The sequence below is a fragment of the Vulcanisaeta sp. genome (genome assembly GCF_049966235.1).
GTDB classification, from domain to species: Archaea; Thermoproteota; Thermoprotei; order Thermoproteales; family Thermocladiaceae; genus Vulcanisaeta; species Vulcanisaeta moutnovskia.
In genome coordinates, this window is record NZ_JBMFVA010000001.1 from 1 (window position 1) to 14,373 (window position 14,373).

The 14,373-nt window shown below is 43.7% G+C and carries 17 protein-coding genes, 1 tRNA gene and 1 pseudogene; 8 read left to right on the forward strand and 11 right to left on the reverse strand.

Going from position 1 to position 14,373, the window contains the following annotated elements:
* Positions 1-458 (forward strand): annotated as a pseudogene (locus tag ACP5L5_RS00005) (hypothetical protein); the annotation flags it as partial.
* Positions 394-1,116 (forward strand): hypothetical protein, encoded by a 723-nt coding sequence (locus ACP5L5_RS00010; protein ID WP_428760750.1) that lies wholly within the window; start codon positions 394-396, stop codon positions 1,114-1,116. The pseudogene ACP5L5_RS00005 and the gene ACP5L5_RS00010, both read left to right, overlap by 65 nt.
* Positions 1,117-1,196: 80 nt before the next feature.
* Here the strand turns inward: ACP5L5_RS00010 and ACP5L5_RS00015 are convergent.
* Positions 1,197-1,286 (reverse strand) — tRNA-Arg (locus ACP5L5_RS00015).
* Positions 1,287-1,326: 40 nt separating this feature from the next.
* Positions 1,327-2,133, reverse strand: coding sequence for an aldose 1-epimerase (locus tag ACP5L5_RS00020; protein WP_428760752.1), 807 nt, complete (start codon positions 2,131-2,133; stop codon positions 1,327-1,329).
* An 87-nt stretch (positions 2,134-2,220) separates the two neighbouring features.
* Here ACP5L5_RS00020 and ACP5L5_RS00025 point away from each other — a divergent pair, with 87 nt between their 5' ends.
* Positions 2,221-4,551, forward strand: a complete 2,331-nt coding sequence (locus ACP5L5_RS00025; RefSeq protein WP_428760754.1) for an STT3 domain-containing protein — start codon at positions 2,221-2,223, stop codon at positions 4,549-4,551.
* Positions 4,552-4,553: 2 nt separating this feature from the next.
* Here ACP5L5_RS00025 and ACP5L5_RS00030 read toward each other — a convergent pair whose 3' ends face one another.
* The 9 genes from ACP5L5_RS00030 to ACP5L5_RS00070 form a co-directional block, all read right to left on the reverse strand.
* Positions 4,554-4,787 carry an RNA-protein complex protein Nop10 gene (locus tag ACP5L5_RS00030; RefSeq protein ID WP_013603846.1) on the reverse strand — a complete coding sequence of 78 codons (234 nt, stop codon included), beginning with the start codon at positions 4,785-4,787 and terminating at the stop codon, positions 4,554-4,556.
* Between the two features lie 2 nt (positions 4,788-4,789).
* Positions 4,790-5,641: a translation initiation factor IF-2 subunit alpha gene (locus tag ACP5L5_RS00035; protein WP_428760755.1), complete on the reverse strand. Its 852-nt coding sequence runs from the start codon at positions 5,639-5,641 to the stop codon at positions 4,790-4,792.
* Between the two features lie 43 nt (positions 5,642-5,684).
* Complete coding sequence (locus ACP5L5_RS00040) at positions 5,685-5,891, reverse strand: 30S ribosomal protein S27e (RefSeq protein WP_048057133.1); 207 nt, start codon at positions 5,889-5,891, stop codon at positions 5,685-5,687.
* A 10-nt stretch (positions 5,892-5,901) separates the two neighbouring features.
* Positions 5,902-6,186 (reverse strand): 50S ribosomal protein L44e, encoded by a 285-nt coding sequence (locus ACP5L5_RS00045; RefSeq protein ID WP_428760757.1) that lies wholly within the window; start codon positions 6,184-6,186, stop codon positions 5,902-5,904.
* Positions 6,187-6,233: 47 nt separating this feature from the next.
* Entirely contained in the window at positions 6,234-6,734 is a 501-nt protein-coding gene (locus tag ACP5L5_RS00050; protein WP_013603842.1) for a hypothetical protein, read from the reverse strand.
* On the reverse strand, positions 6,727-7,770 hold the full coding sequence (gene priS / locus ACP5L5_RS00055) for a DNA primase catalytic subunit PriS (protein ID WP_428760759.1): 1,044 nt from the start codon (positions 7,768-7,770) through the stop codon (positions 6,727-6,729). Before priS ends, ACP5L5_RS00050 begins: the two co-directional genes overlap by 8 nt.
* Before the next feature lie 68 nt (positions 7,771-7,838).
* Complete coding sequence (gene pcn / locus ACP5L5_RS00060) at positions 7,839-8,594, reverse strand: proliferating cell nuclear antigen (pcna) (protein WP_428760761.1); 756 nt, start codon at positions 8,592-8,594, stop codon at positions 7,839-7,841.
* Between the two features lie 77 nt (positions 8,595-8,671).
* Positions 8,672-9,010: a transcription factor S gene (locus tag ACP5L5_RS00065; protein WP_193387200.1), complete on the reverse strand. Its 339-nt coding sequence runs from the start codon at positions 9,008-9,010 to the stop codon at positions 8,672-8,674.
* A 37-nt stretch (positions 9,011-9,047) separates the two neighbouring features.
* Positions 9,048-9,920 carry a DUF1028 domain-containing protein gene (locus ACP5L5_RS00070; protein ID WP_428760763.1) on the reverse strand — a complete coding sequence of 291 codons (873 nt, stop codon included), beginning with the start codon at positions 9,918-9,920 and terminating at the stop codon, positions 9,048-9,050.
* A gap of 126 nt (positions 9,921-10,046) precedes the next feature.
* On the opposite strand from ACP5L5_RS00070, the gene ACP5L5_RS00075 reads away from it, so the two are divergent.
* The 5 genes from ACP5L5_RS00075 (at position 10,047) to ACP5L5_RS00095 (ending at position 14,354) form a co-directional block, all read left to right on the forward strand.
* Complete coding sequence (locus ACP5L5_RS00075) at positions 10,047-10,529, forward strand: 30S ribosomal protein S19e (protein ID WP_428760765.1); 483 nt, start codon at positions 10,047-10,049, stop codon at positions 10,527-10,529.
* A 66-nt stretch (positions 10,530-10,595) separates the two neighbouring features.
* Positions 10,596-10,964: a DNA-binding protein gene (locus ACP5L5_RS00080; protein ID WP_013603836.1), complete on the forward strand. Its 369-nt coding sequence runs from the start codon at positions 10,596-10,598 to the stop codon at positions 10,962-10,964.
* 6 nt (positions 10,965-10,970) lie between these two features.
* Entirely contained in the window at positions 10,971-11,126 is a 156-nt protein-coding gene (locus ACP5L5_RS00085; protein WP_428760767.1) for a 50S ribosomal protein L39e, read from the forward strand.
* A gap of 73 nt (positions 11,127-11,199) precedes the next feature.
* On the forward strand, positions 11,200-11,682 hold the full coding sequence (locus ACP5L5_RS00090; protein WP_428760769.1) for a hypothetical protein: 483 nt from the start codon (positions 11,200-11,202) through the stop codon (positions 11,680-11,682).
* Between the two features lie 26 nt (positions 11,683-11,708).
* Positions 11,709-14,354 (forward strand): ABC transporter substrate-binding protein, encoded by a 2,646-nt coding sequence (locus ACP5L5_RS00095; protein ID WP_428760770.1) that lies wholly within the window; start codon positions 11,709-11,711, stop codon positions 14,352-14,354.
* Positions 14,355-14,373: the final 19 nt, after the last annotated feature.

Genomic DNA, 14,373 nt, shown 5'->3' on the forward strand with positions numbered 1-14,373 from the left:
TGGATTTACTCGAGAAAAATGCCATTGACATAGTAGTGACTGGCAAAAACAACAGCGAGAAGTCACTCATGGTACACCTATACAACAGGGACGTGGCTATTGAGGTGAATAAGGTCGCCAAAGGCGGGAGCATCACGATAAACCTATCGCTATCCGAACTTGAGGGAGATGACGTTAAGGTGATCAACACATTCAGCGACAAGGAAGCCCTCAGGGCTATCCAACGTGGTTGGGAGATGACGGATGGAGGCGTTATAAATGACCACCCAGCAATGAACACCGCACAACCTTGGCAAGCAGTCCTGTGGGCACTTACTTACCCTGGAGTGGTTTACATGCATATAGGCGGTATAGGCATTAATGAGGAGGATATCTCGGTCATATGGATCTTGATTGCTAAGGATCATAGGGCTAAGCCGAAGAGAGGTCGCAGAGGAGGTCAAAAAGCTTGGTGTTGAGAGACTTAAGGCATTCATGGCTCCGGCTGTTTGGGGTGATGGCGATGTGGGTGTTGATGAGGGGCGTATAAGACTCACGATAGGTCTGGTCAAGTTCGAGTTGTGGCTTGGAATTATTGAGAGGTTGGTTAATGAATTGGGCTTCACGATACGTCTAAGGGAGTACAAGGTCGAGGTTATGCTCAAGTCAAGCAAGGCTGTTGGGTTGGCTAGGGATTGGCTCTCGGTGCCAGACATTAGGGAGTTGATTGAGCTTGGCGCAAGCATGCCAGGTGGCGAGAAGCTTAGTCGGATAATTGAGTTGGCATCAATGGAGATGAAGGAGCTCGGGTCATCATCGATTGTTATTCCTGGAACAAGCGTAAGCATGAACATCCACATAGACAGCCATTGCAAGGTTGAGCTTAGGGCAAAGAGGAAGGACGAGAATGAGGCTTTGGGGTTAGTCGAGGAGTTGAGGAGGGCCGGCTACAACCCATCAATATACGTCGATGGTGAAGACCACGTGGTCTCAATAGCCCATGCAAGAGTTCGCGACAGCCCATTGAGGGAGCCAGTCTGCAAGAAGCTGGGCGAGTGGCTTGAAGACGAAAAGAACGAGAGGAGGGAAAGGATAGCCAAGGCAATGCAAAACCTCAAATGCCTCGATGATACCTAACCACCCAAACCCACGGGCTGGCAAAACATCTCTTCCTTTTTCTCTTTAATCAAACCAAGAAAGGAAAGCACGACAGATAGCGGCCCCGGTGGGATTTGAACCCACGACCTACGGCTCACTCCCGCCTACGATAGAAGGCCGCCGCTCTATCCATGCTGAGCTACGGGGCCAATTTATGATTAGTTTACTTGGTTTTTTAGCTTTTCTCGTCTAAGCCCTTAGTACCTTTATCGTGAACCTAAAGTTCTTTTCCTCCCCTGGCTTTATTATAGTTAGTCCCATGCCATTATGGTACGCGTCTGGTGCTCCGCTCATCGGCTCTATGGCTATGGCATTAGGCACTCCCGTGAATAATTGTATGTAGGGCATACCATGCCTTATGATCTTAATTGTTGAGTAGTGGGACTCTAGGGTTATGTCGCCATTAACCAAGAAGCAATCATCAAATTCCCTTCTTTCTGTGTTATTTAGATCAACAGGTATTAATTTGCCGGTTGGTATCTTATTAACTGTCTCACACATTAATATCTCTCCCTGAGTATTTATCATCCAGTCATTACTGACTATAAAGTATGGATGAGCACCAACAACTAATGGTGCGCTCCTGAGTCCTGTATTTTTAATGATAAACTCAACATCGAGTTCTCCTTCAACTAGTGTGTATTTGATTATTGATGTTAATTCCGTTGGATAATCAGGGTGTTTAAGAACATGTTCGAGCGAGACACTGTTCTCACCGATGTATGTTATGCTCCATTCCTCGTTTAAGATGAGACCATGAATTGCATGGCCCTCCTTATTCCTAGGTAGCGAGTACTTTATGCCTTCAAATTCGTATTCTCCATTCTTGATCCTGTTCGCGAAGGGTATCATTATTGCCATGCCGCTCCACGTTGGTCTATCAGGATCACCAGGTAGTATTATATCCTTGCCTGAGACCGACCACTCGAGTAAGTACGCACCCCTATTGCATATTACAGCCCTCGAGGTGTAACTACTTACTTCGAGACAAACCACAGTGGTATTTTATTATGCCTTGCTAATTTATTTTTCGTGCTCGGTCTGTGAAAAATGCTTTTAAATTGATTATTTAATCAAGTCGTAATGAGTAAGGCAAAGGCCGTGAGTAAGGCTAAAATGGAGTCTATTACGCAGGTAGTACCTACTGTGCCACTTGATGTGAGGGTTACGCAGTGGGTTGCGATGCTTTCAGCCGTGGTCTCATTCACACTACTTGCATATTACCTGAGACTTTACCCTGTGTTGCTTTATGGTTGGTACATAAATGAGTTTGACCCATACATAAGGCTCTTCATGACCGAACAAATGCTTAAGTATGGAACCATCAAGGGACTTCTTTGGTGGCTTCATAAGGGTTATGGTGCACTATTCACACATTTCTGGTATCCATGGGGTGTTAACTGGACGGTAGTACTATCGCCAGGTGTTTCATGGTTTGGGGTACTTGCATACAAGGTACTGTCGCACTTGGGTTTTGATCTAGTACAATCGGTAGTTTTGCTTCCAGCAATTGCAAACGCCGCAGTGGTCCCAGCAATGTTTTACCTTGGCTACAGACTTGGCGGTAAGTATGTAGGACTATTAGCGGCTCTATGGTCTGTATTTTCAACAATGCTTCTTCAGAGGGGTACGGCTGGTTGGTTCGCGGCTGAACCATTATTTCAATTTATAGCGACACTAGGCATTGCCTTCTATATCGAGTCCCTGATTAGGAAGGATAATTACTGGATACTTTTTGCGGTGCTTTCGGCAATATTTAATGGAATAACGACTTGGGTGTGGGGTTCCTACGTATTCCTATGGAATTTCTACGGCTTATTCACAATAGTAATACTACTTTACCTGCTCATTAGGATAGCTAGGAGACAAAACCTACCATTCACCATTGATAAGCTTGTGATAACCTACGTACTCACTGACCTTGGGTTCTCGGCCTTTGTAGCAATAACCCCTAGATATGGCTTCCACACATTGATATCTGGAATGGGTGGCGTCGCCAATGTCGCTTTATTATTCTCAATAATCGCTTATGCCCTAATTAAGCTATACCCAAGGTACCCAAGGATTATGGTCCCTATAATTAGGTACTTCCTCATGGCTATTGTAGTGCTCGTGGTCGCCGTAATAGGACTAAGCTTCACATCGATAGGTGGTAAGTTCCTTGGTGCATTAGCGCCATTTGCCAGGAGCGCAATTGTACAGAGCGTTGCTGAGCACTCCCCATCAACTCTCCAACAGAGCATGTACAATATATCAATAACAATACCGTTTATGATATACACAATGATCCTCTCCATAATGTCACTATCACTCCCAGTAATACTAATTAGTCTTGGATCACTGGTCGCAGCCTACTTCGCATCGTCAGAGGTTTGGCTATTCATGCTGCTCGGCCTATTTTGGGTGCCGGCTGCAGCATATGGCTTTGTAAAACTCACTGAGTTAGCACTAAATAGGCGCATAGTTATTGGGCTTTCCTTAGCAGCCCTTCTCGGTATTATATTGGCAATCGCTCTCATTGTTAATATTCAACCTGCACTGTCAATGTCCATAATGCCGCAGCAAATAGTTAGTACTGTAACGCCACCAATACCAACGCCTGACTGGCTTGATGCGCTTCAGTGGTTGTCTTACAATACACCGCCAAATGCTACTGTGCTCTCATGGTGGGATTACGGCTATTGGATCGCCGTTATAGGTAATAGGACTAGCCTAGCTGATAATTCAACAGTAAATGGTACACAGATAGCGTTGATAGGTAATTTCTTCATGTCGAACCCCTATAATTACACGGGTGTTTTGGAAAAACTGAATGAGCTTCATGATCCACAGTATATACTGATTTTTGAGCCATATTATATATATGGACCTGTAAATATGACAAATTATGGCTTAGGATCAATATGCATTCTCATACCTGAGTATCCAGCGGGTGGTGATTTTGCAAAGAGCTATTGGATGGCAAGGATAGCCGGCTATACCAATAATTACATACTAAATACATTTATTTATCCTGCCCAGGTGGGCTCCTCGACCATTTACGTACCATATGCCAACAACACCTTCTATGCGGCTTATAACGTCACACTCTACAGCCTAATGTTTAACTCAGAGGTTGTTAGTGCGTCATATGCTGTGTGGTCAACATGCACTGTGAATAATATTCCGGCTTATTGGATATTTGAGGGTGTACCAACAATAATGCCAGGGGCAAGCCTCACATCAGCTAAATTAGCCTACATAGGCATACCTGGTTATAATGGCCCTACAACACCCTGGCCTCTCCTATTCTATCCACCACCCTGGGCCCAATTAGTGTATGTCTCTAGACCATATGGTTGGGTAATAATATACAAGGTCAATTACAGTCTCCTCAATGCATTAGCACGTAATCAAACACTTATTAATCAATAATTTCACTGGGCCTTAGAATCGGTTGAGGTTAACCCCAAAACCGCCGATATAACGCTTTTATCAAGCTTTATTTTACCACTCATTATCTTCATTAATAATCTGTACCTACCGTACTTATCCTCAGGCGAGAATTTAGGTGGATGCGGAATTTCAAGATCACCACCACAGTATGGACACTTGTCCTTCCTCATTGTATACCTACCGCAGTTCCTGCACCTCCTTAGTATTGAATCCATAATTACTCGCCTATCCTGGTGAAACTTGCCTCCCCACCCCTCCTCTTGATCTCTGTGGTGACTAGATTAACTACATCCTTCAGAACTTGTTCCAATTTCTTCGGATCCCTGCCCATAATGTCTATCCTATACCTGGGAGGACCAATTGTATATATCTTAACACTCTCAGCGCCCTCCTTCCTAGCCAACTCCATGGCCTTAAGCAGCACATCCCTGATATGCTTAACACCATCAGGTTTAATGTTTATCATCCTAATAATACCTGAAATCTCCACAGGTTCTACCTCGATCCTCTCCTTAGCAACCTCCATAATGGTGTTAATAACATTATCGCTAAGTCCTAGTTTCCTGAGGTCCGCAGGTCCATACTTTACCACATTCTCAAAAATTGATAGGAAGTCTCCATAGTAGTCCTCGAGCTTCCAACCAAAATCCTGTAAAGCTCTATCAAGCGTAATGTTTAATCTCTTGGCAACAAGCTCAAGAAGCTTAACGCCCCTAATTGTCCTCTTCCACCTAGCTAGTTTCTCCTTCTTCTCCTCTTCCTTGACTCTCCTAAGCGAGATATCTATGAGCCTCCTACGTGCATCAACCCTGATAACTCTAAAAACAGTCTTCTGACCCGGCCTTAGGTAGTCCTTAATATCGTGAAACCATGATTGAACTATCTCATTTATTGGCGCATAGGCCTCTAAACCTCCATACTCATCAAGAAGGACATAAGCGCCATGCTCCAGTATTCTATATACCGTGCCAATAACCAATTCACCTATTTCGGGTAATTCCTTCCTAGCAATCCTGACCGAGAAAACACTCTTCTTAATATCGTCTAACTTCTCCTCCCTCTTACTCATCGACTATGATAGGATGGGGTGCATTTATACCTTTTTCGTTATTTTACTCGTACGTCGCAACTACTGTTGCGCCAACAATCTTACCCTTACTACCGGTTGGTTCTATCAGGACATTGCCACAGACCAGGCACCTAACGGCCATGGCTGGTCTATCGAAGACCACCTGCTCATTACCACAATTATTACACCTAACCCTTAGGAACCTTGATCTCGGCCTTGGAACAAGGACTGAACGCCAATTACTGGGCATAATCACCACCTCACTTTGTTTCAACTATCTCAAGCTTCTTTAACCTACCAATTGGTCTTAATAATACATAACCGCACTGCCTACATTGAAGCTTAACGACGATCTTCTTTGTAGTCTTAGCAAATCTCTTCTGCTTTGGCTTCCTGCTTGAACCATAACCCTTAAGCTTTCTTAAGTATCTTCTCTGCCCCTCGGATAGGTTCCTCCTCTTCCCATGGCTATATATCGTAACTGTGTGGTCCGTATATGCATTACACCTTGGGCAGTAGGCTCTCACAACCTTAGGAAACTTCACGAGAAGCTCGGGGAAAACCCCCTTTTATTTTTTTACCTCCGTTGTTTTTAACGCACAATATCAATTACACTCCTACGTAGTAACTCCTCGGCATCACTTCTCGGTATTGCTGCGATGTCAAATTGCGAAAATGGTCCAATAGTCACTAAACGAACACTATAGAGCACGGGAAATCCCTTCTTAAAGGATATTATTGCTAATCCCTGGGCCTCGCTCTTTGGTGCCTCAGTAATTCTTAGCTCGAGTAATGGCATGAGAAACCTTCTCTCCTCCATAAACAATGCGTCTTGCGGTATCTCCTTATTAGTCTCATAGTACCTCATTATTTTCTCAATCCTCTTTCTAATAAGTGCTGCAATGGTTTCTCTAACCATTGTTCTTGTGGATTCAATCAATTCCTTATCAAGTACATTACCACTCATTAACAACCTATTATTCAATTCCTGCACTAACTGGGCATAGGACTCAAACGGTGGTCTCTGAATCTCCTCAGTACCTATCTCTAGTTTCGTGAAGTCTATCAACCTTCTAAGCACATCACTAATCAACTAACTCACCCCAACCACTAATTACTAGATATATACCGACATATGTGGGCACTTTAATAATACTGCCCTCATCACCCACGACATCCTCACCCAAAACCCTCCTAACTGGTACCTTCTTAATGAGCCTAAGCGTTAATATACCCCTTCTAAATTGTATTGCCTTATCAATAATAAAATCAGCACCCCTCTCTAGATCACTTGGACCTACCTTAACGACTCTAAGCCCTGTCTTACCATGCAATGAATTAGGCATCCTAATTAATCTATGTATGTCCATGGTCACCACCTCATCTATGTGTATGGAAAGTCTCTCACTAATTACGGAATTAAGTGTATTTAGTTTCCGAATTAAGGACTTACTCAATCTCTTCTTACTACCAAGGTTATTAAGTAATTCAGGATCCAATTCATGGATTAGGGACGCCAACCTACCACCAATACCCCTTAACCTAGCATCTATGAGAACAGCATTACCCCTGATTAGGCGTTCTATGTCAAAACCACGGAGAAGCAGGTAATCTATGATCTCCCTCCTCTCATCATCCATTAATCCCCTAATCTCAGGTAATTCAATATGTACATGATAACCCCTATGACCACTAAAGAATATCTTAATTGATGAATCAGAGAAGCCGAAGTCCTCAATGAGGGAATCAATGAGCTTACTAACTTCATCCGTGGCATCATTTAAGCACTCAAGCGTCATTAATTCAGCACCTTGACAGTTGGGTGTTGGTAAGTGATCACCATCAATGTCAAAAATCAAGTCAGCACCTAGCCAACCCTTAGCGTCCATATCGGGGTTTGCTGGGTCATTGTAGAGCGCTGATGAGTAGTAGACGTGGGATGGCACATTACTTATTAAGTAATGCCTTAGCTCGTCGCTATTTCTAAAACTAGCATGCCTAATCATTCCCTCCTTATCGAAGAATTGAAAACCGAACTCCCTCTTCTCTAGGTCACTGGTTTCCGATAGGTCAATACCTCGATAATAATTCCTAAATAATACCTTTACTAAATCAATAAAACTGGGCATATCACATGCCGAGTACTAATCTGCATTAAAAATTATTTTTACCACTTAATTAATTATAATACTTGGTATTACTCAATCATTGGTGCTATGTAGTACGTTAACTTACCACCCATGGGAATCTCGAATGTTAGCGCAATGGGTTTTTGCGTTGCGAATTCTACCGTGACTATATCACTTATCCTATAGGCCTTTGATATTGTATCAACCAAGTAGTCAAGGCTATACTTGGCTGTTGATGGCTCCTTGAGGTCATACTCAAACATTACCTCGCCCTCTCTCTCAAACTTAACCTCAACATCACCCTTATCACTACTTGCCGATACATAAAGACCATCATCCTTAGCATCAAACTTAACGGCATCAGCAATTACATCAGCATCCTTAAGTGCCTCATTCAATGCATCACTAGACACCTTAGCCAGTACTGTGTATACTACCTTTGGTGTTGGTAACTCCTCGGCACCAATATCAATAAGTGGGAGCGTCATTGTCCTAGATGCCTTACCAACAAGCCTAACCTTGAGCTTGCCCTCGCTCGTCTCAATACTCAATTTATCGCCTTTCCTAATTCTCCTAAGTAGCTTTTTGAAATCATCAAAATTAATGCCAATTTTAACCTCTTCATTAAGGCTTTCAGGAAACTCCTCAAAGGCCTCCCTGGGTATTAATAAATCAATCATTGCAGTCCTCGATGGGTCTAAAGCCCTTAACTTAAGCCCGTCGCTCGCTAACGTAAAGCTTGCCTCCTCAATTAGTGCCGATACTGCATCTATTATTTGCGAGAATTCCCTGGCATCTGGATATGTTATCTTAACCTCAGACATCAATTACTACTTAGTCGCCACTTAAATATAAACTCTACATCTTCAGCAAAAACAGTATTATTTAGCGACGCTTAAGCCTACTCATATTCACGCCAAACGTACCCACACCTAGCACATTTATAAAACCTGGTTGGTGGTTCATCAGCAGCTCTCGTCTGCTGAACCCAGAAGTACGCCTCCTCATAACCACACTTAGGACATGTCTTCTTAACCTTAGGCAGAGCCTCCTCACCAGACTTGGTTAGTACTATTGGTTTATCATCCTTCCTGGTTAATGTCGTCTTCTCAACAAGCTTCGCACTACTAACACTAACCTCCTCCTCATAACCACACTTAGGGCACTTCCAAACAGCTTTACCACCCTCCTTTGTTAGAACCATTACACTCTTACATCTCGGGCAGAATTTAATGGCCATTGCTCAAACCCACAAAACAACCTATTTATTAATCCTTCTAATCATTAATCAACAAACCCCTACGCCTAGCCTCATTAATTAAGTAGCGATAAACCGATCCCCAGATCTTATCATCATTCCTAATCTTGTTCTCGAAATTCTCGAGGCCAGCCCACGCCTTGAAGGCCTCCTCGGTTGCCTCATCCCAATTGCCATGAACATCACCATTATAAAAACCAAGCCCCTTAAGTATCCTCTGAACTGTTGATGCAACACTGGACTTTAGGATCACATCATTGGGATCCTCCCTATTCAACAACGTCAATTCCCAAATGCTGAATAACCTACGTAACTCAGCAACAGGGTCTGGGTGGTCATCTACCCTAAGATCAACGTAAGTATCGGTAAGGCCTAGGTAACCACCACTCGGCCTGAGCACCAGAATAGCGGCTGACTGCCTACCTCTCCTATCACCACCAGCTGCATCACCTGCTGATAGAGCATCAAGCAATTTATCCACTAACTCACCTCGCTTCGTCTCGAAGGCCCTAGCCATTCTCTCAAGAACATCAGGACCAGTCAATATATTGCCCTGAACTGCATAACCACTACCCACGATATGTCCTGCATATTCAGAACACTTAGAGCCTGTATATGCGATTGCATCACCACGTATAGAAACAACACCAACCTGTCTCTCCTCCTTATCAGAATCCTCATTTAGCGCCTTACTTAATGCATCATTGGTATTAAGGCCCGACTCAAGTAACTTAAGTATTAATGAACCCAACCTAGGGTTTGCATAACACTGTGATGCAACTGCACCAACTTTAGCCTGGGCCTGTGGTACTATTGCACCCACTGCTATGAATTTAGATGCCACGGCAATGCCAACATCAATCCCATCAGTTGCCACAATGGAGAACGTCATATAACCAAGTAAAAAGAATCTATGCTATATACTTAACTGGTATTAAGTTCATTGCTATACGTGACTGTGAATACCACGTTTAGTAAATACTTATTAACCCTAGCTATCCCGCATTCTTGATCGGCCTTGGTTAGTGTTAAGGACGTACCCGCAGAATTACTAATTAGGGAATTGGCTAAGTACCTTAAGGAGAATGTGCCTCAGGTTAAGCCGCCGGACTGGGCGTTATTCGTTAAGACAGGCCCGAATAAGGATAGACCTCCAATGCAGGATGATTGGTGGTACATAAGGACTGCCGCTATTTTAAGGAGGATCTATCTAAACGGACCTGTGGGTATTGGCAGCCTTAGGATGGCATTTAGCTATAGGGCTAAGGCTGGTAGTGCCGTTAGGAGCGAGAGGACTAGGAAGGCTGGTGGCGCGGTAATAAGGAATATACTTCATCAACTTGAGACTGCTGGTCTCATAACCAAGACCAAGGCAGGTAGGGTGATAACACCCCAGGGCAAGTCATTATTAGATAAGATAGCCCTAAATACACTTAAAGAGTTAGTTAAGCAAAGACCTGAGCTCACTAAATACTTAACGCCAAAGACTACCGCTGAGTAGGTTTGTTCACGGTTAAGATCCCCAAGGTTTAAGGTTAATAAATAGGTTTACTGCCTTTGTTATGCCATGTCTATTGACGAGAATTACGGAGAGGAGGAAGGTAGTGATCAAGAAATGAGTGAGGATGAACTTGAAGCCATTAGGCAGAAGAAGCTTCAGGATCTTCAGAAACAAATGGAGGAGGAAAGGAAAAGACAGGAATTAGCTGCCCAGAGGAGAGCCGTGCTCAGGGTGATACTAACGCCTGAGGCCAGGGAGAGGCTTGATAATCTTAGGGTTGTTAAGCCCGAACTTGTCGAGGCTCTTGAACAACAATTAATAACATTAGCCCAATCCGGCAGAGTCAAAGTGCCCATTACGGATGAAGACCTCAAGAAGATACTGGAAACAATTTATAAACAGACCCATAGGGAGTTCAGGATAAGGTACAGGTGAGCGGGCATGGCTAGGAATAAACCATTGGCAAGGAAGTTGAGACTTGCCGCAGCCAATAAATCAAATAGGGCCCCACCGATATGGGTAACAGCAAAAACCAATAGGAAAGTTTTAACAAACCCAGCCAGGAGGTACTGGAGGAGAGTTAAGTTAAAGGTTTAAGCAATGGTAACTGTGCAGGTTATGAAAATAAGTAAATAAATTTATTAACAGCAACCTCATAACTATATCATAAATGCATATATTGTTTAATAAAGTAGTCATAACAGGATACGTATTGGGCCTAATGACGATATTACTTGCGATATACTTAATAACGCACCCATACGTGTCTCATTTGTATTATAGTGGCTCTATAAACGGTACACTTATCGTAAACACAAATCCAAATGATTATCTAACCCTCCTACTGTATAACACTAATTGTAAAAGGGCCTCATTTAATGTAACAGTTATTGAAAGAGTACCAGAGACCAACGTTACCGTACCCCAATACTACACCATTAATTTGGGACCCAATGAGAACAGAACCATGAATTTCATGCTAGTTAGTAAGCTGTACGTGGAGGGTAATGGTTCGGTAATTCTAACGGGTATTAGGAGACCATTAATAAATTATTTACTTACATTATTATTAATAATAATGTTTGTATTCACAATAGCGCTATTATTCATCGGCTATCTTAAATCAATAAAGAATATACTAGGAAAAGCTTAAATAAAAGTTAATAAAATAGGTCCACTATGACGAAGGAATCTAGGAAAATAGTACAGGTAATACTCGTATTAATGACCCTACTAATACTCTCACTAGTACTAGTCCTTAATGCACAACAAGCGGCACCGATGCCCCAGACCGTAAACATATACGAAGTACCCAGAGACCAAATAGCTCAGTATTTCGCATCTGGAAAGATCGATGTATTCCTTAATCCTTGGGCGATCCCAGTCAACGTGCTTCAGCAGCTCCTTCAGAATCCTAATGTGACGTTCGTAAGCCCAGGCCTAATATCGGCATATGACCTCTTATTCAATCCATACCCAAGCAACACCACTTTCAACCCATTCGCCTATTGGCAGGTTAGATTCCTAATGAATTACCTAGTTGATAGGGATAGATACGTAACCCAGGTATTCTTTGGATATGCAATACCCATGTATAGCTGGCCAAGCTCCTTTGCACTTTACAGTCAACTGCTCATAGAGAATTACGTAGCGAGCTTTAACATCCATTACGACCCAGTCTACGTCAATCAGTCACTCTACAACTTCTTTGTTTACTTAAATAAGACAGACCCAGTATGGCACGGCAGGATACTATATATAAGCCACAAGTGGTATTACATACCGCCTAACAGCACAACACCACAGCCCGTTACCATAATATTCTTCATAAGGCAGGATGACCCATACCGATACCAAATGGGTCAGATATTCATGGCAGAGCTTCAGAACCTGGGCTTCACCGTCAAGCCAATATACGGAACCCTACGTCAAGCATTAAGCGTGGTCTATGGCTCAAACCCCGCAGACATGCAGTGGCAGATATACACTGAGGCTTGGTCAATAAGCCCAATGCCCTGGGATACTGGTGGCGGCGCTTCATTCTGTGCTTCATGGTATGGCAATATGCCGGGGTGGGGTGAGGCAGGTTTCTGGCAGTACACGAACACTACAATCGATAAGCTAACCACATGGATCTCAAATGGCAACTTCACATCACTTGATCAATTTAAGGAATACTCAACAATAGCACTAGAGGATTGTTTCCAGCAGGCCGTGAGGGTATGGCTTGTTTCGAGGGCCGCAGGTTACCCCGTGATTAAGGGGTTCAGCAACTACTTGCCATCAGTGCTTGGGCTAGAGTCCTTTAACCCGGTAGGCGTTAAGTTCGCCTACGTATCATCACATCCGAGCGTGCTTAATGTCGGTATGCTCCATGTTACGCAGTATCCGTGGAACCCAATTGGCTGGATACTATCTATAGATTCTTATAGTGCCGATGTATTTACTGAGTGGTTGTACGATCCATTCGCCGCCTATAGCCCATTCACTGGCGATCCGATGCCATTCAGAGGCGCTTGGAAAGTCGTAATTAACCTACAGAGTAGTGCTCCTCAATTCCCTGTTCCTCCTGATGCCGTTGTTTGGAACGCAACGCTTGGTAAGTGGGTCCCAGTCGGTCCCGGCAAGATGGCCAGGGATATCGTTTATTTATACTTCAACGGTACATGGCTAGGTACGAAGTGGCAGGATGGAAGTCCGATAACCATGGCAGACGTGGTCTTCTGGTACTACCTACTCTTTGATTTAGCCCAGGGCGCGCCTGACCTAGGCGCATGGTCTTCACAAATATCTGATTTACAGGGCATTGTACAGCCCACCGTATCTTCGATAGTAGGCATGCAATTCTTCCCCAACGGTACAGTAGTTATATACAGTAATTACTGGTTCCCAGATCCTAACATAGTCGCTGGTTACTTCGCACCTGGCGAAACAAGCATGTTAGTGCCGTGGTACATCTATGCAGTAATGATGGAAGCCTATAAAGAAGGTAAGGGTGCATTCACAAGCGGTGAGTCTCAGTCCCTTAAAGTGCCTCAACTTGATTTAACAGCGCATGATCATGCTGAGATGCTTGCAGGTATACTGAGTAGCTGGGCTCAATCTGGCTACATATGGGATAATGGCTCCTGGGCTGTGGTTAATGGTTATAACTTCATTGATAAGGCCACGGCAATAAGCGACTACAAGAACGCACTCAACTTCTATAATACATATGGTCATCTATTTATAAGTAACGGCCCCTACATACTAAAGACACTCATTACCACGGCACCGCAATCCGCCACACTAGTATTATGGAGTGGTTATCCATTCAACTACACATATTGGTTCAATAAGATCTATGCAAGCCAGGGAGTAACCACCGTACCAGCCAATTTGGCGCCCACGGTTACGTCCGTCACGCCCACAAGCATACAAGCCAATACAACCGCCACAATAACAATATCAGTACAGGGAGTTGGTTATCCACAGGCCTACGTATACCTAATGAGCCCACAGGGCAAGGTCGTATATAGCACATTTATAAACTCCACAACCCCTGGAACACTAACATTAACGTTACCGCAGTCATTAACGGCAACGTTAGCGCCCGGCACGTATCAGTTATTGATATTCGCATACACTAATGTAGTAACAGTACCGGCTCAGTACTCAACGTATTTAACAGTATCACCACCACCGAAGCCCACACCAACCCCAACACCGACGCCAACACCAAAGCCCACAGCGGCGATAAGCCCGTTACTCATAGCCGTGGTGGTGATAATAGTCATAATCGTGATAGCAATAGCCGTATGGCTACTCGTTAGAAGGAGGAGGTAAGGGAGTTATAGAGACCTAA

What these genes read in the sequence shown, in the direction of transcription:
- ACP5L5_RS00095 (WP_428760770.1), top strand. Translation starts at nt 11,709, where the DNA reads ATGACGAAGGAATCTAGGAAAATAGTACAGGTAATACTCGTATTAATG.
- ACP5L5_RS00065 (WP_193387200.1), bottom strand. Translation starts at nt 9,010, where the DNA reads ATGGCCATTAAATTCTGCCCGAGATGTAAGAGTGTAATGGTTCTAACA.
- ACP5L5_RS00080 (WP_013603836.1), top strand. Translation starts at nt 10,596, where the DNA reads ATGTCTATTGACGAGAATTACGGAGAGGAGGAAGGTAGTGATCAAGAA.
- pcn (WP_428760761.1), bottom strand. Translation starts at nt 8,594, where the DNA reads ATGTCTGAGGTTAAGATAACATATCCAGATGCCAGGGAATTCTCGCAA.
- ACP5L5_RS00030 (WP_013603846.1), bottom strand. Translation starts at nt 4,787, where the DNA reads ATGGATTCAATACTAAGGAGGTGCAGGAACTGCGGTAGGTATACAATG.
- priS (WP_428760759.1), bottom strand. Translation starts at nt 7,770, where the DNA reads ATGCCCAGTTTTATTGATTTAGTAAAGGTATTATTTAGGAATTATTAT.
- ACP5L5_RS00040 (WP_048057133.1), bottom strand. Translation starts at nt 5,891, where the DNA reads ATGCCCAGTAATTGGCGTTCAGTCCTTGTTCCAAGGCCGAGATCAAGG.
- ACP5L5_RS00070 (WP_428760763.1), bottom strand. Translation starts at nt 9,920, where the DNA reads ATGACGTTCTCCATTGTGGCAACTGATGGGATTGATGTTGGCATTGCC.
- ACP5L5_RS00090 (WP_428760769.1), top strand. Translation starts at nt 11,200, where the DNA reads ATGCATATATTGTTTAATAAAGTAGTCATAACAGGATACGTATTGGGC.
- ACP5L5_RS00025 (WP_428760754.1), top strand. Translation starts at nt 2,221, where the DNA reads ATGAGTAAGGCAAAGGCCGTGAGTAAGGCTAAAATGGAGTCTATTACG.
- ACP5L5_RS00035 (WP_428760755.1), bottom strand. Translation starts at nt 5,641, where the DNA reads ATGAGTAAGAGGGAGGAGAAGTTAGACGATATTAAGAAGAGTGTTTTC.
- ACP5L5_RS00085 (WP_428760767.1), top strand. Translation starts at nt 10,971, where the DNA reads ATGGCTAGGAATAAACCATTGGCAAGGAAGTTGAGACTTGCCGCAGCC.